This is a genomic window from Cognatundibacterium rivi (assembly GCF_018139565.1).
Classification (GTDB): domain Bacteria; phylum Pseudomonadota; class Gammaproteobacteria; order Burkholderiales; family Burkholderiaceae_D; genus Undibacterium; species Undibacterium rivi.
Window position 1 is genome coordinate 880,511 of sequence record NZ_JAGSPK010000002.1, and the last position, 17,945, is coordinate 898,455.

The 17,945-nt window shown below is 51.2% G+C and carries 18 protein-coding genes; 11 read left to right on the forward strand and 7 right to left on the reverse strand.

The window, feature by feature from the left end:
* Positions 1 to 120 precede the first annotated feature (120 nt).
* Together prpC and prpB are read right to left on the reverse strand one after the other, a co-directional pair.
* Entirely contained in the window at positions 121 to 1,269 is a 1,149-nt protein-coding gene (gene prpC / locus KDM87_RS08445; protein ID WP_212678618.1) for a bifunctional 2-methylcitrate synthase/citrate synthase, read from the reverse strand.
* Positions 1,270 to 1,433: 164 nt separating this feature from the next.
* Positions 1,434 to 2,324, reverse strand: a complete 891-nt coding sequence (gene prpB, locus KDM87_RS08450) for a methylisocitrate lyase (protein WP_212678720.1) — start codon at positions 2,322 to 2,324, stop codon at positions 1,434 to 1,436.
* A 219-nt stretch (positions 2,325 to 2,543) separates the two neighbouring features.
* Here prpB and prpR point away from each other — a divergent pair, with 219 nt between their 5' ends.
* From prpR to phnE, 8 genes are all read left to right on the forward strand, one after another.
* The gene (prpR, locus tag KDM87_RS08455; protein ID WP_212678619.1) at positions 2,544 to 4,229 is read left to right on the forward strand and encodes a propionate catabolism operon regulatory protein PrpR; all 1,686 of its coding nucleotides are present in this window, start codon (positions 2,544 to 2,546) and stop codon (positions 4,227 to 4,229) included.
* Positions 4,230 to 4,282: 53 nt separating this feature from the next.
* A complete protein-coding gene (locus KDM87_RS08460) occupies positions 4,283 to 4,645 on the forward strand; it encodes a response regulator (RefSeq protein ID WP_212678620.1) in 363 nt (120 codons plus the stop codon).
* A complete protein-coding gene (locus KDM87_RS08465) occupies positions 4,645 to 5,256 on the forward strand; it encodes a chemotaxis protein CheC (RefSeq protein ID WP_186883726.1) in 612 nt (203 codons plus the stop codon). Before KDM87_RS08460 ends, KDM87_RS08465 begins: the two co-directional genes overlap by 1 nt.
* On the forward strand, positions 5,256 to 6,275 hold the full coding sequence (locus KDM87_RS08470; RefSeq protein ID WP_212678621.1) for a GGDEF domain-containing protein: 1,020 nt from the start codon (positions 5,256 to 5,258) through the stop codon (positions 6,273 to 6,275). Before KDM87_RS08465 ends, KDM87_RS08470 begins: the two co-directional genes overlap by 1 nt.
* 136 nt (positions 6,276 to 6,411) lie before the next feature.
* Positions 6,412 to 7,314: a putative selenate ABC transporter substrate-binding protein gene (locus KDM87_RS08475; protein WP_212678622.1), complete on the forward strand. Its 903-nt coding sequence runs from the start codon at positions 6,412 to 6,414 to the stop codon at positions 7,312 to 7,314.
* Complete coding sequence (locus KDM87_RS08480; protein ID WP_212678623.1) at positions 7,314 to 8,192, forward strand: phosphonate ABC transporter ATP-binding protein; 879 nt, start codon at positions 7,314 to 7,316, stop codon at positions 8,190 to 8,192. Before KDM87_RS08475 ends, KDM87_RS08480 begins: the two co-directional genes overlap by 1 nt.
* Before the next feature lie 14 nt (positions 8,193 to 8,206).
* Positions 8,207 to 9,070: a PhnE/PtxC family ABC transporter permease gene (locus KDM87_RS08485; protein WP_230407636.1), complete on the forward strand. Its 864-nt coding sequence runs from the start codon at positions 8,207 to 8,209 to the stop codon at positions 9,068 to 9,070.
* Positions 9,067 to 9,891 carry a phosphonate ABC transporter, permease protein PhnE gene (phnE, locus tag KDM87_RS08490; protein ID WP_212678624.1) on the forward strand — a complete coding sequence of 275 codons (825 nt, stop codon included), beginning with the start codon at positions 9,067 to 9,069 and terminating at the stop codon, positions 9,889 to 9,891. The genes KDM87_RS08485 and phnE overlap by 4 nt, the downstream gene beginning before the upstream one ends.
* A 184-nt stretch (positions 9,892 to 10,075) precedes the next feature.
* On the opposite strand, the gene KDM87_RS08495 is transcribed toward phnE, so the two are convergent.
* The 3 genes from KDM87_RS08495 to KDM87_RS08505 all read right to left on the reverse strand — a co-directional run bounded on the left by KDM87_RS08495 (position 10,076) and on the right by KDM87_RS08505 (position 13,243).
* Complete coding sequence (locus KDM87_RS08495) at positions 10,076 to 10,828, reverse strand: SDR family NAD(P)-dependent oxidoreductase (RefSeq protein ID WP_212678625.1); 753 nt, start codon at positions 10,826 to 10,828, stop codon at positions 10,076 to 10,078.
* Between the two features lie 168 nt (positions 10,829 to 10,996).
* A complete protein-coding gene (locus KDM87_RS08500) occupies positions 10,997 to 12,328 on the reverse strand; it encodes a choice-of-anchor X domain-containing protein (RefSeq protein WP_212678626.1) in 1,332 nt (443 codons plus the stop codon).
* A gap of 27 nt (positions 12,329 to 12,355) precedes the next feature.
* A complete protein-coding gene (locus KDM87_RS08505) occupies positions 12,356 to 13,243 on the reverse strand; it encodes a hypothetical protein (RefSeq protein ID WP_212678627.1) in 888 nt (295 codons plus the stop codon).
* A gap of 422 nt (positions 13,244 to 13,665) precedes the next feature.
* Here KDM87_RS08505 and KDM87_RS08510 point away from each other — a divergent pair, with 422 nt between their 5' ends.
* Positions 13,666 to 14,229 (forward strand): lipocalin family protein, encoded by a 564-nt coding sequence (locus KDM87_RS08510; protein ID WP_230407637.1) that lies wholly within the window; start codon positions 13,666 to 13,668, stop codon positions 14,227 to 14,229.
* Positions 14,230 to 14,274: 45 nt separating this feature from the next.
* On the opposite strand, the gene KDM87_RS08515 is transcribed toward KDM87_RS08510, so the two are convergent.
* Entirely contained in the window at positions 14,275 to 15,219 is a 945-nt protein-coding gene (locus KDM87_RS08515) for a prenyltransferase (protein WP_212678628.1), read from the reverse strand.
* Positions 15,220 to 15,383: 164 nt separating this feature from the next.
* Positions 15,384 to 16,049: a leucine efflux protein LeuE gene (gene leuE, locus KDM87_RS08520; RefSeq protein WP_212678629.1), complete on the reverse strand. Its 666-nt coding sequence runs from the start codon at positions 16,047 to 16,049 to the stop codon at positions 15,384 to 15,386.
* A 500-nt stretch (positions 16,050 to 16,549) separates the two neighbouring features.
* Between leuE and KDM87_RS08525 the strand changes: the two genes are divergently transcribed.
* Positions 16,550 to 17,137 carry a Pvc16 family protein gene (locus tag KDM87_RS08525; protein WP_212678630.1) on the forward strand — a complete coding sequence of 196 codons (588 nt, stop codon included), beginning with the start codon at positions 16,550 to 16,552 and terminating at the stop codon, positions 17,135 to 17,137.
* A complete protein-coding gene (locus KDM87_RS08530) occupies positions 17,134 to 17,943 on the forward strand; it encodes a hypothetical protein (protein WP_212678631.1) in 810 nt (269 codons plus the stop codon). Before KDM87_RS08525 ends, KDM87_RS08530 begins: the two co-directional genes overlap by 4 nt.
* Positions 17,944 to 17,945 lie beyond the last annotated feature (2 nt).

The following is a 17,945-nucleotide window of genomic DNA, read 5'->3' on the forward strand; positions in this document are numbered from 1 at the left end:
CTGGGAGCGAAATGCGTTGCAGTCTGTCTGCGCCTTTGCCCTCTTTTCTGCACTGAAGCTGCATACTTTTATGTGTACGCAGCTTCAACGCCTCAAACAGATGGCAGCTTATTTGACAACTTACTTACGGCTCTTGATCGGCACAAATTTCAGGTCTTCAGGACCGACATAATTTGCGCTAGGACGAATGATCTTGTTATCGATACGCTGTTCTATGATATGTGCCGCCCAACCGGAAGTACGTGCAATCACGAACAATGGTGTGAACATCGCTGTCGGCACACCCATCATGTGATACGACACAGCAGAGAACCAGTCCAGATTCGGGAACATTTTTTTGATATCCCACATCACTGTTTCCAGACGTTCAGCAATGTCGTACATCTTCATCGAACCCGCATCTTTCGACAGGTTGCGCGCGACTTCTTTGATCACTTTGTTGCGTGGATCAGAAATCGTATACACAGGGTGACCGAAACCAATCACCACTTCTTTATTTTCAACGCGTTTCTTGATGTCGGCTTCTGCTTCGTCCGGATTGTCGTAACGTTTCTGAATTTCAAACGCGACTTCATTCGCGCCGCCGTGTTTAGGACCGCGCAGTGCGCCGATCGCACCGGTAATCGCAGAATACATATCGGAACCGGTACCAGCGATCACACGACCGGTGAATGTCGATGCATTGAATTCATGCTCTGCGTACAAAATCAGTGAGGTATGCATCGCTTTTTCCCACAGCTTGCTTGGCTTCTGGCCGTGCAGCAGATGCAGGAAATGACCACCAATCGACTCGTCGTCAGTTTCAGTTTCTATCCGTTTGCCATTGTGGCTGTAGTGATACCAGTACAGCAGCATGGAACCCAGCGACGCCATCAGACGATCAGCGATATCGCGTGCGCCCGGCGTGTTGTGGTCATCTTTTTCCGGCAGAACGCAACCCAGTGCGGAAACACCGGTACGCATCACATCCATAGGATGCGAGGATGCTGGCAACCATTCGAGCGCTGCTTTCACATTCGCAGGCAAGCCGCGCAATGCTTTCAGCTTCGCTTTGTAGGCATGCAATTCAGCCACCGTCGGCAATTTGCCATGTACCAGCAAATGTGCGATTTCTTCAAACTCGCAGGCATCGGCCACATCGAGAATATCGTAACCACGGTAATGCAGATCGTTACCGGTTTTACCCACGGTACACAAAGCGGTATTGCCCGCAGTTACGCCGGACAAGGCAACGGATTTCTTTGGTTTGAAAGGAACGGCTTCAGTCATGGTGCTCTCCTGAGATAGTTAGATACTCCCCCCAGTATTTTTTAACGCCCAATGATTCTGCTGAGAACAAGGCTATTTTGTTAAAAAACAGGGGGAGTATGTGTTTTTATACGGTTTTAAAATGAATAAACTGCGATCACTGGAATGACGTCACAAGCAAAGAATTATTTGTTCTTTTGCTGCGCAAACAAGGCATCCAGTTTTTGCTCGAAATCGTGATAATTGATGCGCTCGTACAATTCCATCCGTGTCTGCATGGTATCGACCACATTCTTTTGCGAGCCATCGCGGCGAATCGCGTTGTAGACGTTTTCTGCGGCTTTGTTCATCGCACGGAATGCAGACAATGGATACAGCACCAGACCGACATCGACAGCGGCCAGTTCTTCAACCGTGTACAACGGTGTCGCACCGAATTCTGTGATGTTGGCCAGAATCGGTACTTTGACCGCATTGGCGAATTGTTTGTACATCGCCAGTTCGGTAATCGCTTCCGGGAAAATCATGTCGGCACCCGCTTCCACGCAAGCCTGAGCGCGGTCAATCGCCGCTTCCAGCCCTTCGACTGCCAGTGCATCGGTACGCGCCATGATCACGAAATTCTCATCGGTACGCGCATCGACTGCGGCTTTGATACGGTCAACCATTTCCTGCTTGGTGACGATTTCTTTGTTTGGGCGATGGCCACAGCGTTTCGCGCCAACCTGATCTTCGATATGCATCGCAGCTGCGCCGAATTTAATCATCGATTTGACAGTGCGTGCCACATTGAACGCAGATGAACCAAAACCGGTATCCACATCCACCAGCAAAGGCAGGTCGCACACATCGGTAATGCGACGCACATCGGTCAGCACATCGTCCAGGTTAGAAATACCCAGATCCGGCAAACCCAGAGAACCAGCAGCGACACCGCCACCAGACAGATAAATAGCCTTGAAGCCAGCGCGTTTAGCCAGCAAAGCGTGGTTCGCGTTGATCGCGCCGACCACTTGTAACGGGGATTCTTCTTGCATCGCCTTACGGAAGGCGGCACCTGCGGAGTAGTTGCTCATATCGTTGATGTCTTTCAGGTTAATGAAGTTGCCAGCGTCTATTGCAATCAACATGCCAGCGCCAGCCGGCATCGCAACAGCTTAGACCGGGAATGTTAAAAATCAAGGACTTAAGCGATGCACGCTGAGAATAATCAATTGCCTGTTCCAGATAAAATGTTTCATAATGATGTTTCATAAAATAGAAATGAAACATTTTCTTTTGAGATTGAAACAAATATGAAACAACCGCCATTGCCGCCGCGTGAAACACAAGATAAACCCATCATCTGGACCGTGTCGATTTCCCGTTTATTCGATATGTTCCGCGACATCATGGTGGAATACGATGCGAACGCCGATATCGTTCCGCTGAATATGGGTTTTGAGGAAGCGGTACAGCATATCCGCGAACGCCTGCAAACCGAGCGTTGCGATGCGGTCGTCGCCGCTGGCTCCAATGCCGCGTATTTGAAAAGCCGCCTGCCGATTCCGGTCGTGACCGCTAAGGCGAGTGGTTTTGACGTCATGCAGGCTTTAGCACGGGCGCGCAAAGTATCGAAGGAAATTGGCCTGATCACCTATCAGGAAACAATGCCCGAACTGGCCGATTTCAAAAATACTTTTGGCTTCAAAATTGAACAGCGCACCTATGTGACTGAAGAAGATGCCAGAGCGCAGATCAGCGAACTCAAGGCCAGCGGCATACAGGCAATCGTCGGCGCTGGCCTGATTACCGATCTGGCGGTCGAAGCGGGTCTGACCGGTATTTTTATGTACTCCGCTACGTCGATTCGTCAGGCTTTTGACGACGCGCTCGAAATCGCCCGCCTGACCCGCCTGGAATCACAGCGTGGTCGCCACCATCCGGCGGCAGACGCATTGCGTACCAAGCACGGGCTCAATGATCTGCGCGGTGAGTCGGCCATCATGGAAAACACCCGCCGCGCGATCAGCTTATTTGCACGTTCGCCCGCTACGGTGCTGTTACAAGGCGAAACCGGCACTGGTAAAGAGTTGGCAGCACAAGCCATCCATAGTGAAAGTCCACGCGCACGGCAGCCCTTTGTTGCCGTCAATTGCGGTGCGATTGCGGAATCGCTGCTGGAATCAGAATTATTCGGTTACGACGAAGGCGCATTCACCGGCGCGCGGCGCGGTGGTCATGCAGGCTTATTTGAGGCCGCCAATCGCGGCACCTTATTTCTGGATGAAATCGGCGAAATGCCGCTGAACCTGCAAACCCGTCTGCTGCGGGTTCTGGAAGAGCGCGAAATTGTCAGGGTCGGCGGCGTGCGTCCGGTCGCGGTTGACGTGCGCATTATCAGCGCCACACATTGCGATCTGGAAGCCAGAATCAGAGAAGGAAAATTCCGCTCAGATCTGTTTTACCGGCTTGCGGTGTTGCGTCTGCAATTGCCGCCGCTGCGCGAGCGACACGCCGATATCATGCCGCTGGCCGAATGGAGTCTGAAACATGCGCTGGCAGCGATGGGTGCCCGTCCTCATCCGAATCTGCATGCAGAAATCAGCAGTTGCACCGGCTTATTTGAAACTTACCCATGGCCCGGCAACGTCAGAGAAATGCGCAACATGATGGAAAGACTGGCACTTTTTCTCGCCGCAGAGCCCTTGCAGGCGCTGAGTCCGGCGTTTGTCAGTAAAATCTTGCCGGAATTATCAGGCGGAATCACGACGAACGAAACAACAAATGCCATCCGTCTCCCCTCAGATGAAAAAGACCAATTACCGGGTATGCGGGCTGCCAAGCAGGAAACACTGGAGGAAATCATGCAGCGTTTCGGTCACCAGCGGGACGCCGTTGCCGCCTATCTTGGCATCAGCAGGACAACGCTTTGGCGAAAATTAAAGCAACTACAAATTAACGACAAATCAGGCGATGAAAATCATCAGTCTGTAAGGTAAAATGAGCCCAAATTTCCGATATCCCCCTCACTGCCGAATTGCAACGGTGAAATATGAAAAAATTACTTATTGTTGATGATAGTAAAGTCTCGCGCATGGTTATCCGTGCCCACGTGAAAGCAGTTCAGCCTGACTGGGAATTTATTGAAGCAGCCTCAGGCGAGGAAGCAATCAAAATGGTAGAGCAACAAGCGCCGGACTTCTGTACCATGGACATCAATATGCCAGGCATGCTGGGAACCGATGCAGCCGAACAGATATTGCAAGCCCATCCGCACATGCGCATCGCTATTTTCTCGGCAAACGTACAAGACACCATGCAAACGCGGGCGCATGCACTCGGCGCTATTTTTGTAGCAAAACCAGTCACAGAAAAATCCATTGCGATCGTTATCCATCACTTCATGAGCGAATAATGAACACTCTGAGCGAACTTCATCTCGATGCTTTAAGCGAAGTCTTTAATGTCGGCGCCGGCAGAGCAGCGGCCAGCCTGTCTGAAATCGTTGGTGACGAAGTTCTGCTTTCTGTTCCTTCGGTAGAAATCCGCAAATCTTCTGATCTGGATTTATCTGCCATCTCGCTCGATAGCAATCGTTTTGGTACTGTGCACCAGACCTTCAGCGGCACATTTCAGGCTGAAGCCTTGCTGTTATTCACAGAAGAACATGCGCTCGAAATCGTGCGCGATATGATGGGCTCGCAGATCAGTCTGGAAGATCTTGCCGAATTTGAGCAGGAAGCGATGTGCGAACTCGGTAACATCATTCTCAATGCCTGCCTGTCTGCGATGGCGGATATGCTCAACATCCCGCTCGACTGCTCACTACCTGACTACACTGTCGCCACCACCGAAGAAATATTCCGGCGTGTCAGCGATGACGAAAAACAGCCCTACGTCTTATTGTTGCACATTGATCTGGCGATCGAAAAACGCCGTTCCGAGGGGCACTTGATCTTTCTGTTAAGCTCAACGTCCCTTGAAAGTCTGATCATTCAGATAGAACGTTATCTGGGAGAAATTTGATGTCGGATGTATTACCGCTGTCGCCCTCAGCAACAGTGGAAATTTTAAAGACCATCAATTTGGGTTTGATCGTCGTTAATGCAAAACAACACGTTGTGCTCTGGAACGGCTGGGTTGAAAAACACAGCGGCATCAGTGCCGACGAAGCGCAAGGTCTGCATATCAATGCTGCGTTTGAAGATGCCCCCACACGGGCTTTTCTGACCGCACTCGGCAACACGCTGAACTACGGCTTGCCGGTCGTATTATCAAACGCCCTGCACCGTTTCCCGCTTGCCTTGTTTGAGCAAGCCGACGAAACCGGAGAGAAAAAACGTCTGCATCAGTCCATCACCCTGACGCCGCTCAGCGTTGAAGGTGAACGCTGGTGTTTGATACAGATTTCTGATTCCAGTGCATCGATCAAACGCGAAAAAATTCTGCGTACCCATTCTGAGATACTCAAAAAAGAAGCCACCACCGACAGCCTGACCGGCATCTACAACCGTCGTTTTTTTGACGAACATTACAAAATTGCGCTGGCAAATGCGATTCGTCAGAATAATCCGCTGGCCGTGTTCATGATCGATATTGATTTCTTTAAAGATTACAACGATCACTATGGTCATGTCGCAGGTGATAAAGCCCTGGTGCAGGTCGCAACCGGACTCAAAAACCAGTTGGTCAGAGCCAGTGATGCAATTGCGCGGTTTGGTGGCGAAGAATTTATCGTCATCATGCCGGACATGAGCAAAGAAGGCGCGATACAGTTTGCCGAAAAAATCAGAGCCGCCGTGGCCAATCTGGCGATCAGACATGAGAAATCACCGATCAGCGAACACGTCAGTATCAGTATCGGTTACAGCTGCTATTGCAATGCAGATGGCAGCGATCCAGCGCTATTACTGAAGACAGCCGACGCTGCTCTGTATGCCGCCAAAAACAATGGCCGGAACAAAGCAATTTTTCTCAAATTGCCGCTATTACCCCCAACGGCTGAGAACACGAAACTAGCGCAGAGTAAAAACAGTGCGGTATAAGATTTCAGTACAGCAGGTAAACCTCTTAAAAGCATCAACAAGCCAGACAAGCACGAAATAAGCAATCAGCGACAAGCGCGATGACAGCGCGGCTGTCATCTTTACTATCATCGCATCAACCGACACAGAGAGAATCATGTTGCCAACTCACTCCTTACACATTTCCCGTCCTTCACGCCGTCGCAGCACAGCTTTGCTGGCAGCCGGTTTGCTTGGGTTGCTCGGCTTCAGCGGACTCAGCCTGGCGCAGGCTCAGCAAGTATTGCGTGTGTCGGCGATTCCAGACGAAGCGCCAACCGAATTGCAACGCAAATTTAAACCTCTGGGCGCGTATCTGGAAAAGAAAACCGGCATGAAAGTCGAATTCATTCCAGTGACTGATTACGCCGCATCAGTTGAAGGCCTGATCAATAAAAAGCTGGATATGGTCTGGTTCGGCGGCTTCACTTTCGTGCAAGCCAAAGTACGCAGTAAAGATCAGGTGATCCCGCTGGTGCAGCGTGAAGAGGATGAAAAATTCAAATCCGTTTTCATTACCACCAACAAAGACATCCACAAGCTGGAAGACCTGAAAGGAAAGACCTTCACTTTCGGTTCCGAATCATCGACTTCCGGTCATCTGATGCCGCGCTCTTATTTGCTGGCGGCGAAAATCAATCCGGATACCGATCTGAAACGCATTGCGTTTTCGGGTGCGCATGATGCGACTGTCGCTGCGGTTTCCGGCGGCAAAGTCGATGCTGGTGCATTGAATATCTCGGTCTGGGACAAACTGGTAGCACAGAACAAAGTCGATACCAAACAGGTACGCGTGTTTTACACAACGCCGGGCTATTTCGATTACAACTGGACAGTCCGCGCCGATATGCCAGCCGAACTGCGCAAAAAAATCACGGACGCTTTCTTATCTCTGGATGCAAGCAAAGCCGAAGATAAAGAAATTCTGGAGTTGCAACGCGCCAGCCGTTTTATTCCAACCAAAGCAGAAAACTACAAGGCAATTGAAGCAGCCGCTCACAATGCCGGTTTATTGAAATAATGGAGCGTTCTCCGCAACCCCAAGTGCTCGTGCGGAGTTTGTTCGTCAGGCATCCGCAAAACGCTGCAGCGTCTGGCAGCCAGATATCGTTTGCGCTGCAGGATATTCATCTGCAGATACAGCAAGGCGAGCAGATTGCCATCATCGGTCCGTCCGGCGCTGGCAAAACCACTTTACTGCACACTCTTGCCTGCGCCAGTCAGCCAACGCAAGGCGAGTTGATTTTTAATGGACAAGCCGTCTGGCAACTGTCGCACTCAGCGCGCCATCAACTGCGCCGCCAGTTATTTCTGGCGCCGCAGACACCACCCCTGCCCGCCCGCCAGCGTGTCGTCACCTCGGTACTGGCGGGGCGTTTGCCGCACTGGACATTCCTGCAGGCATTCACCAATCTGATCAAACCCACCGATCCGCGCGCGGCATTTGAGGCACTGGCGCGCTTTCATCTGCAACACAAGCTGTATGCGCGGGTCGATAAATTATCCGGCGGCGAACGTCAACGCTGCGGTCTAGCCCGCTTGCTGCTGTCAGACGCACAGCTGTTGCTGGTGGATGAGCCGCTGTCGGCACTCGACCCGACGCTGGCACAGCAAACGCTGGCGACGCTGCAACAAGAGGCGCGTGAACGTAATGCCACTCTGATCTGCAGCCTGCATCAGGTCGAGCTGGCGCGCAGTCATTTCAGCCGGATTATCGGCTTACGTGATGGCAAAATTCTGTTCGACAGCAAGCATGTCAGCGCCCAGATGATCGCGGATTTATACAAGAATGCGCAGTCGCTTAACGAGTCTGACCATCTGTCTGCGGAGACAAATGCAGACGCGCCGGCTACCGCTGCTTCCGGCGCAACAGCAACCGGCCAGGCCCGTTGTTTCTGAACTCTCTCGCGGCCATGCACACAGTTACTGAGACATCATCCCCTGCTCATGCGATCACGTCAGAAATGTCGCGTGACCCGGCGTGGCGCAGCCGCATCACGCTGGCCGTAATGGCGTTGATCGTGCTCTGGCCGATTTTGCAGTTAACCGAATTCCGGCCCTGGGCACTGATGGATGCACAAAGCCTCAGCGCCACCGGACGTTTCCTTGCCAATTTTTTCCCGCCAGCGCATGACAAAGAATTTTTACTGATTGTGCTGGAAGCGACCTGGCAAACCATCGCCATGGCAACCGCCGGTGTCACTTTAGCGATCGCCGCCGCGATCCCGATGACGCTGGTGGTGAATGAGCAATTATCCATTTCCCGCATCGGCACAGGCCGCATGCATTTCATCGCGCACGGTTTGCGACAAAGCGTGCGCTGGCTGCTGGTGTTGTTACGTAGCGTTCCCGAGCTGGTCTGGGCTTTGCTGTTCGTGCGCATCGTCGGGCTCGGCCCGACCGCAGGCGTACTGGCAATCGCCCTCACCTACTGCGGCATGCTGGGCAAAGTGTATGCTGAAATTATCGAAGCCAGCGAACCGCAGGCAACCCAGGTGTTACTCGAAAATGGCGGCTCGCGGCTGGCGGCATTTTTATACGGCACGCTGCCGAATGCCGCATCAGAATTAGTGTCATACACGGTGTATCGCTGGGAATGTGCGATACGTGGTTCGGTCGTGATGGGCTTCGTCGGCGCGGGTGGATTAGGTCAGCGTATGGACGAATCCATGAAAATGCTGGCAGGTGCCGAAGTATCGACGATGCTGATCGTGTTCGTCTTGTTAGTTGCGGCGGCGGATACGCTCAGTCAGTTTTTCCGCAAAGGTCTGGAATGATTAAACCCTCGCCTATCAAGCAGGCAGATCGGTTTGAATTACCGCCAGCACCGGCGCTTATCAGTCGCAATGCGGCACTGGTATTGCTGACGCTGTTACTGCTGGTGGCCGCCAGTTTTTACAGTTTGCAAATCGACTGGCGCGCACTGCTGAGCGAAGAGGCGATCCGCACATCGGCAGAATTCTTGCGCGGTTTCACACCGCCGGATACCGGCAGCGGATTGTTGCACAAGGTATTTTTCGCAGCACTGGAAACACTGGCAATGTCCGCCCTCGGCACATTAATTGCCGCCTTGCTGGGCTTAGTGATGGCCTTGCCCGCCAGCGGCCGTTTCGGCGTCGTCGCCATGCATAGTATGCGACTGATACTGAATATTCTGCGGGCAATTCCTGAACTGGTATGGGCATCTATCATGCTGATCGCCGCCGGGCTGGGGCCATTTGCAGGCACCGTCGCGCTGGCGGCGCATACCACCGGTGTGCTTGGCCGCCTATTCGCGGAAACACTGGAAAATTTGCCGCCACACGCGGAAGCAACTTTGCGCACGAACGGCGTCAGCGCTGGCAATGCATTTCTGTATGCGACCCTGCCACAAGGTTTGCCGCAAATGCTGTCGTACACTTTGTATCGATGGGAAAATAATATCCGCGCTGCAGCTATCCTTGGTGTCGTCGGAGCAGGTGGACTCGGGCAAATGCTGAAATATCATCTGTCGCTGTTTCAGATGCCGACCGCGGCGACCGTCATTATCGCCATGCTGATACTGGTTGCGCTGGTGGATGCTTTGAGTTTTGCGATACGACGCTGGCTGATGCGTTAACGGCCAGCCTCTTGCGGCGAGCCCTGATTTTTATCAAAAATGGGGAGTATCCATTCATTTCGCTCTAATCTCAGCGTCAATAAAGGGGCTTATAAAATACTCCCCCCAGTATATTTAAGCCGTTTGGGCAGATAAAAAGACAAAAAAGGCCGCGTTGCGGCCTCGCACATCGCGGCGTGAAAAATCAGGATTTGCCTGCCGTAAAACCGCCATCGACCAGCAAATTGGCACCGGTCACAAAACTGGCTTCGTCACTCAGCAAAAACACAACCGCATTCGCCACTTCCTCTGGCCGTCCGAGGCGCCCAACAGGATGCAGACTGATCAACGCTTTGCGCATATGATCGTCCAACAACGACAGTAAAGGTGTGTCGATATAACCTGGCGCAACAGCATTTACCCGCACACCTTTTGCCGCCGATTCCAACGCCAGCGTGCGGGTCAGGTTAACCACGCCACCTTTTGCCGCAGAATAGGCCGCCGTCATGCTCTGACCGAATACACCGAGTATCGATGCGCAATTAACGATGCTGCCGCTGCCCTGCTGATACATCTGATGTAAGGCAGCGCGGGCAATCCGGAACACGCCCATCAGGTTGATATCGATCACGCGCAAAAACTCTTCATCAGTGTAGATATCCGCCGGGCTGAGGCCGCCGATACCGGCATTATTAAACACACCATCAACGCTGCCCAGCGCGGCAACCGTCGCCGCAATCAGTGCATCGGCTTGCGCGGTCGAGCTGACATCCGCCGCGATAAACAGGCAGCGCCCGGTGAAGCGCGCGTCGAGATCACGCGCCAGTTGTTCATGGGTAGCACCCGGCAAATCAGCCATCACTACATTCGCGCCTTCTTGCAGACAACGCTCCGCCGTCGCCAGCCCGATGCCGCTGGCACCGCCAGTGATGATGATGTTTTTATCTTTCAAACGCATAATAGTTCTCCTGGAAACGCAAGATCACATCCTTGCCGATGACGCTGAATGGCTACGGCTGCATCATGTCAGATCGCATGAACTGGCAACCGAGCAATGAGAAAACACACGATACCACCATCGCTGCGGCCTGTTTTGACAGACGATAAACCGGCTGCATCTGCATGCCTAGTTTTTCGGCTTTTTATTTCTGCTGCATTCACTCTGCGGTAAAGGTTTGCGCTCCTGCTCAGGATCAAATTGCAGCAAAGCAGATTTGGCCAGCGCCACATCTTTGCTGAATTCGGTGATGTAGCGACTGCGCTCTTCGCTACTCCATTCGGCATCCGAAAATGTCTTCAGCGGATAGGTTTTACTGACATAGGCGCTGCCTTCCAGACGCGGCATCAATGCACGATCAGGGTCGGTATTTTCTTTCAGCAAATACGCATCAACATCACGCAAGGTCAACGGCATGGTCGGTTGCTGGTCGCGCAGCAGATTACCAACCACCGTCAGCGGAATATCATTACTGCCCTGCGGCAGCAGGTCGTTAAAAGTGACCAGTGCAAACGGCTTTCCTTTCGCATCATCGACTCGGCCATTGACGATGTAACGTCCGGGCGTGTTGACATTGGCTTTCAGAATAAACTTGAGCGAGCCACCTTCGGTCGATTCGCGAATATTACCTGTCCAGATGGCCGGTGTTTCCGACGAATAAATGACATCGAAAAAAACAAAACCAGTCTGACCATTCACGACATAATTTAATTCTGTGCGTATCGTACCGTTAAAACTGGCGAAGCCGGTCTGGGCCGGAGCCAACATACCGCTAAAAATACCATCACCAGCAATCGCATCACCCTCGCGGCCGCTGTCCGACATGGGTACGGGTACGGGCGATGTTTCTCGACCACCCGCATACACCAGCCCGCGCGCGATCGCTTTATCAACACTGAGTGTGATCGGTTTGCCACTCAGATCGGTCGCTTTGATGGTGAATATGGCGGCTTCACCTGCCGCCAGATAAACACGCGATTGCGTCGTCTGGATCTGAATTTCTTTGTCCGTACCACCACCTTTTTTCCGCATGGGATGCGATTCTGCGACCGGCTGGTTAGGGTAAACCTGATCCGGATGTTCGCTCATCGGGCGGGAATGATTCGGGTAACGGGTTGATTCCACATAATTACAAAGCGTCTGATCGGCTTGTTCCAGTTGTGCGACCAGCAGTTGGCGTTGCGCGTCCTTCGGTAAGGCCGCTGCTGCTGACAGTGCACCAGCAGCGGCGGGCATCGCCAGAAAACCTTCACTCTTTGCTGTCGTTGCAACGACCTGGCCAGCAGGTGCTTCAGGAAACCAGTTCCAGCCAGCAGCCGCCATCACCACTACCAGCAAAGCAATGATGGCGATGAATTTATAGCGACCAAACCCACCGGCACCGGAAGGTGAACCACTATCGACTGGTGGCTTAGCTCGGCGGTGCTGATGGCGTTCGGAGGATGCTGGTTTACGTGACATCAGATAAGTTGCTCAATACATTGCTGATTACGTCGCATTACTTACCATCGCCGCTCGTACTACTGAAATAATGCCCTGCCAGTTACTGTTGGCATAGTGATTGTAGGCCTCCGCATCATCTCTGAAACTGACCGAGTGATAACTCCATTTGACTGAGCCGCCCTCATTCGCCGCCGTTCCCAGCGTCAGGTCATTGCATAGCCAGTCACTCGGATTGCATAAGGATTGTCCGGCAGAACCTGCCACGCCACCGGTGCTGTGATAAGCCACGGCCTCATCATCCTGTCCGGGCAGAATTCCCGAATAGACAGTACCTTTCGCGCCGGCATACATATAGAACCAGACGTTGCGGGTTTCATTATGGTTGTACATCGCTCTGGCGGTCGTCGTTTTCAGATCTTTCACCAATGGCTCTGATACCGCCCAGGAGCCAACGTCCGATAGTTCCGAGCCACCACCGGCGCCAGATGCCGTTCTGACCCACTTGATGTTCCAACCTACCTGCGTTGTACCGTCACTGTTACCACACTGACCGGATGAATTGGCCACTGCATTTTTCTTGGTACGTGTCGAGCCGCCATAGTTTGCCAGCGTATAACCCAGCATCAGATCGCCAGCGCTGTGGGTCGCCACATAACACCAGTTACTGCCGGTACAGAAGCAATCCAGCGCGTCGCGTATCTTGCTGTTTTCGGATGCGATACTGTTGTAGCCATCCCAGTTGACCGCTTTTTTATTCACGCCAGCCGCAGTGGACGAAGGTCCCCAGTAAGTAAAACTGTTGTAGTCACCAACCACACCGCCACCGCCGCGACCATTAATCCACAAGGTGTAATTAGTGGCACTGGCGATGCTGGATATCGCAGCCAGCGATAACAGCATCAGGGTAATCATTATCCGCATTAACTTCATCATTCAACTCCTTGTCGAGTGCTGCCTGGATGAAAAACCATGGAATACAGAGATCAGAAAACAGAAGCAATCCAGCCGTCCAACGAGCATCAATGCGAAGCTAAAAACCAATGACGGAGACAGGAAGATCGCAGCGCAGTATCGAAATCAATGACGATGATGTCAACTTGCAATGCAACAAAAAAACTTCACCTCATCGCACAGATCAAGCCCTGGGGCAGCGGCAAAACAAATCAAAACACTATGAAGAAAGGAATGTATTCCGGACATTAGAGACGAGACTCTAAACAACACTACGCGCAGCGAAAAACTACACTGCCAGCGCGAAAAACGTCGGTTACGTAAAATACGTAAAATCTGTTACCTCGCAGCTGACGCCATTCAGATTCAAGACATTTTCTTTTACCGATCACAAGAGCATCACCATGCACAAACCATTAAAACCAGTAAAACCATTGAGCACTTTGATGAAGTTTGTGCTTGTCATCGCATCGGCCATGGAACTGGCGGCATGTACCAGCGCCTCCTATCCGCCGCTGCCGGTGGTCAGTGAAGTAAAACTGCAACGCTATCAGGGAACCTGGCATCAGATCGCCCTGATACCCAATCGTTTTCAATCCATGTGCGTCAGTGACACCACGGCGGAATATGTTCCACAGGGTGACAGTATTCGCGTGATCAATCGTTGTCGCAAAGCAGATCGCAGCATGGAAGAAGCTATCGGTGTTGCGGAGCCAGTCGCTGGCAGCAATAACGCAAAATTGCGTGTCAGTTTTTTCCGGCCTTTTTACGGCGATTACTGGATACTTGATCTGGACCCCGACTATCAATGGGTACTGGTTGGTGAACCATCCAGAAAATACGGCTGGATACTTGCCCGCACGCCGACACTGAAGCAGGAAACACTACAGCAGTTATGGAAAAAAGCCGAGTCACTTGGCTACCGCCGACAAGACTTTCAGCTCAGCCCGCAACCATCTGAAAAGTAAATACACCCTTTTCTGCATGCTTTTTTTACCGATCAGTGCGCCTGATCAGAACACGACTGCAGCAGCTATACCAATCGACAAAAGTAAGCCATGTAAAGCTGCCGCGGCGATGGTCTGTCGTATCGCCGGTGTCAGCGACGACGGCGTCGCGGAATGTTGAATCAGGGTTCTGGCCGCGAGTAACGATAACACTGCGGACGCCAAAGCCAGCAAAGCAAATCGCGGTAAAGCACCAGCCCACACCGCCGCTACCAGCCAGAGATATGCGGCTGCCGCGATAATGGCATATAGCCAGCGAGCCTTGTGATGCCCCAGACGTACAACCCAATGACGTTTACCGGCAATGCCATCGGCTTTTTCATCCGGGAACTGATTGATGAACAAGAGATTTGTGACCAACAATGCGTAACTGGCAACCGCAATCACAGGTTTGACGGAGAAGGCAGCGCGCTGGACAACATCACTCCCGATCGCAATCAGGGCAAATCCGGCCCACACACCGATTTCCCCCAGCCCTCTGCTATTGAGTTTAAACGGCGGTGCTGAATACGCCCAGCCTATGAATAGACCGGCAGCGCCTATCCATAACAGGGCAGCGTCAGACACCAGCATCAGCCAGATTCCGGCGACGACAACAAGCAACATCAGTATGCCGCCGAAGATTGCAGTTTCACGACGAGATAAGACGCCGTTCTGAATGAAACGACTGCCGCCGGTGAAAGGAAAAATACGCTCATTATTCGCTTCATCCGTGCCGTTCAGTGCATCGTAATAATCATTGAGGACGTTAATACCGGCATGCGCCACCAGACCAAACAACAAGCTCATCCCTGCCGTCAACAAATTGATCTGCACACCATCGGCATAAGCGCTGGCGAGGCCAATCAACCCTGCAAACAAGGTCACCATCAGAAATGCTGGCCGCGTCGCCATCAGATAGTGCTGCACAGGATTGGCCATATTATTCAGATTGGGTTCAACAGCGGGCATAATTCCTCGGAATAATCACAGCGCAGCCAGCATTTTTCTACCAGCGCCAGACTGCAAAGAAAACAGTAGAAACAATCAACGCGAGACAATGATTTTGCAATGTATCTGAGGCAAACAACGATAAAAATAATTGTTATACATCAGCATTAAGCGCCTTAAGGAGTCTAAAGAGTCGCCGTCGCCAGTTTCAGGCCAAAACCGATAAACATCGCACCGACACCGCCCGACATGGCCGCAGAAAGCCGCCGGCGCTGACGGAAAGACTCTGCAAGTCTGGCACCAGCAAAAATAATCAACGTCAGATACGTAAAACTGCTCAACTGACAAATCAGCCCCAGAAGGTAATATGACAACAGTGGCGCGTGGAATTCCGGATCAACAAACTGGATGAAAAAGGAGATGAAAAACAGTATCGCTTTGGGATTCATCAGGCTGATGATCAGGGCTTTAGCAAACGGGTCACCGGCCTGCACCGGAAGCTCCTTTGCTGCTACCACCACCTGCCGTGTTTTCAGCATTTTCAGGCAATGCAGCAACATCTGAATACCTATCCAGCCGAGGTAAGCAGCGCCAACATATTTCACCGCATAAAACAAACCCGCATTGCTTTTCAACAGCGCCGCCATCCCACCTGCGGACAGCACCATCAACACCAGATCACCGACAAATATTCCACAAGCACCGCGATAGCCTGCGCGCACGCCACGCTGCGCCGCGACGCTGAGTACATAAAGTGAATTAGGGCCTGGCAGTAAAACAATGAAGATCGTCCCTAACAGAAAAGTCCAAAAATCAGAAACGCCAAAGCTGGCGTGAATCAATGCATTCATTTGAGATGTCAGTTTGAGAAACGGTGAACGGTCGCCATCATAGCAGCGCCGGATCAAACTACGCACCAGACAGGAAAATGAAAGGAATCCGGGCGAACAAATCAAGGAGAAATAAAACATCTGTGTTCACTTCAAATTTGCAGGAGGTGGCAAGGTGCAACGTGCATTTAAGCAACACATTTTAGATAAAAGGCTCACTTTTAGCCGTTCTTAACAGATAAAAACCGGCCCCACATTCAGGCTGCGCCTCGTTGTCACGTGTTTCTATCAAGCATTTAAAAATATCAACAAAAATGTTTTTCTTTTCACTATTGAAATTAACAATAAAAATATAGATAATCACGCAACGTTTACTAAAAAACAATTTCAAACTAAATCGAATAAAAATAATAAAAAGTGAGCAGTGTCCGCGTCAACTGAGAGAAAGAACGCAACCATGTTACGAATTTTGTTCCGTTTAACATTTGTTTATTTCTCTGCTATCTGCCGCGGAGTTACAGATGATTAACGCTGCATTAAGTCACCTCGCCGGACAACTGAATCAACAGTTCAAAAATAACTTTCAACTGATAGAAGATATTGCTGTTGTATCGAATCTCTTTGAAACGGATGGAACAGCAGCAGCGCAAGCCAACAATAAACTGGTACTGACACTGGTTAATATTGAAAAAGACACCCTGCCTTATCGCGCGAACCAGATAACGCGCACGCAAGATGAACGCCAGATAGTCCAAAGCAGCCCTTTATATCTGAACTTATATGTGATGATGGCGGCAAATTTCGGCGCAGGCAATTACGCTGAAGCACTTAAATCTATTTCTCAGGCAATCAGCTTTTTTCAGCAACAAGCCTCATTCGATCATAAAAACAGCCCCGGTCTCGACCCACGTATCGAAAAACTGATACTGGACATAGAAAATTTAAAAATTCCTGATTTAAATAATTTGTGGAGTCTGCTCGGCGGACGCTACCTGCCGTCGGTTTTTTACAAAGTCCGCATGATTACCGTCGATAGCGAAGCCATCATTGGTCAGGTACCGGTTATTACAAAAACTCAGCACTCATTTGAAGTGGGCATGCAATCGTGAGCGAATACCTGCGCTTATTTACGGTGTATGTACGGCATGATTTTTTCGATCAGGGAGCAGGTACGCATATCCGTTTTGAGCCAACGAAGGAATGTGCCCTTTTCATGCAACGGGAAAATATCTTGCTACGGAAATGCCCGGATGGCGCAGAGATCTGGCTAGAAACCAGAGACGTTGAAAATAATCGCACGCGCACTGAAAAATGGAACTTCAGTTTTGCCGCCTTTTCTGACGACCCATTAATGAATTTCTACACGGTCTGGCCAATACCGCTACCGCTCTGCTTCAAAAATTCCCCGGCAATGACTGACGGTGTAAGTGAACTGCTGCAGGCAGAAGAAATGGTCAACGAAAATGCCGCGAAAAAGAACGCTTATGTCAGCACCAAAGAACCGCTATTTCAAGTTTCGATAACGGATGACTTTTCGGTAAATACGAGGAAAATTGATGCAAGAGAATTCAGGATACAGCTGGAAGCGCGCCCCATCCATTGGAAATATTTTTTTTCAGGCGCACTGGCATCGCGCAAATTAAAAATCATTGATTTGAACAGTAGCAATGAGGGCGAAGGTATCCGCTTCATCCCTTCGTCTCAGGTAGTTAGCAAGACCAGTGTTGCCTTCGTTTCTGAAGCGGCACTGCCGATGAGAAGCATTCCGTCACAACGTTTTCAACTGTGTGAAGAGGGTGTCACAGGAAAAGTATTAATGAAGCGATTACCAAATGCCAACGTGCAGCATATTGGCAAAGAAAGACGTCCCGACGGGCATTCATTCGTCGTTGCGGAAATTTATATTCATCAATAATT

Excerpts from the sequence above, each read along its gene's own strand:
- prpC (WP_212678618.1), bottom strand. The coding sequence starts at position 1,269 with ATGACTGAAGCCGTTCCTTTCAAACCAAAGAAATCCGTTGCCTTGTCC.
- prpB (WP_212678720.1), bottom strand. The coding sequence starts at position 2,324 with ATGAGCAACTACTCCGCAGGTGCCGCCTTCCGTAAGGCGATGCAAGAA.
- prpR (WP_212678619.1), top strand. The coding sequence starts at position 2,544 with ATGAAACAACCGCCATTGCCGCCGCGTGAAACACAAGATAAACCCATC.
- KDM87_RS08460 (WP_212678620.1), top strand. The coding sequence starts at position 4,283 with ATGAAAAAATTACTTATTGTTGATGATAGTAAAGTCTCGCGCATGGTT.
- KDM87_RS08465 (WP_186883726.1), top strand. The coding sequence starts at position 4,645 with ATGAACACTCTGAGCGAACTTCATCTCGATGCTTTAAGCGAAGTCTTT.
- KDM87_RS08470 (WP_212678621.1), top strand. The coding sequence starts at position 5,256 with ATGTCGGATGTATTACCGCTGTCGCCCTCAGCAACAGTGGAAATTTTA.
- KDM87_RS08475 (WP_212678622.1), top strand. The coding sequence starts at position 6,412 with ATGTTGCCAACTCACTCCTTACACATTTCCCGTCCTTCACGCCGTCGC.
- KDM87_RS08480 (WP_212678623.1), top strand. The coding sequence starts at position 7,314 with ATGGAGCGTTCTCCGCAACCCCAAGTGCTCGTGCGGAGTTTGTTCGTC.
- KDM87_RS08485 (WP_230407636.1), top strand. The coding sequence starts at position 8,207 with ATGCACACAGTTACTGAGACATCATCCCCTGCTCATGCGATCACGTCA.
- phnE (WP_212678624.1), top strand. The coding sequence starts at position 9,067 with ATGATTAAACCCTCGCCTATCAAGCAGGCAGATCGGTTTGAATTACCG.
- KDM87_RS08495 (WP_212678625.1), bottom strand. The coding sequence starts at position 10,828 with ATGCGTTTGAAAGATAAAAACATCATCATCACTGGCGGTGCCAGCGGC.
- KDM87_RS08500 (WP_212678626.1), bottom strand. The coding sequence starts at position 12,328 with ATGTCACGTAAACCAGCATCCTCCGAACGCCATCAGCACCGCCGAGCT.
- KDM87_RS08505 (WP_212678627.1), bottom strand. The coding sequence starts at position 13,243 with ATGATGAAGTTAATGCGGATAATGATTACCCTGATGCTGTTATCGCTG.
- KDM87_RS08510 (WP_230407637.1), top strand. The coding sequence starts at position 13,666 with ATGCACAAACCATTAAAACCAGTAAAACCATTGAGCACTTTGATGAAG.
- KDM87_RS08515 (WP_212678628.1), bottom strand. The coding sequence starts at position 15,219 with ATGCCCGCTGTTGAACCCAATCTGAATAATATGGCCAATCCTGTGCAG.
- leuE (WP_212678629.1), bottom strand. The coding sequence starts at position 16,049 with ATGAATGCATTGATTCACGCCAGCTTTGGCGTTTCTGATTTTTGGACT.
- KDM87_RS08525 (WP_212678630.1), top strand. The coding sequence starts at position 16,550 with ATGATTAACGCTGCATTAAGTCACCTCGCCGGACAACTGAATCAACAG.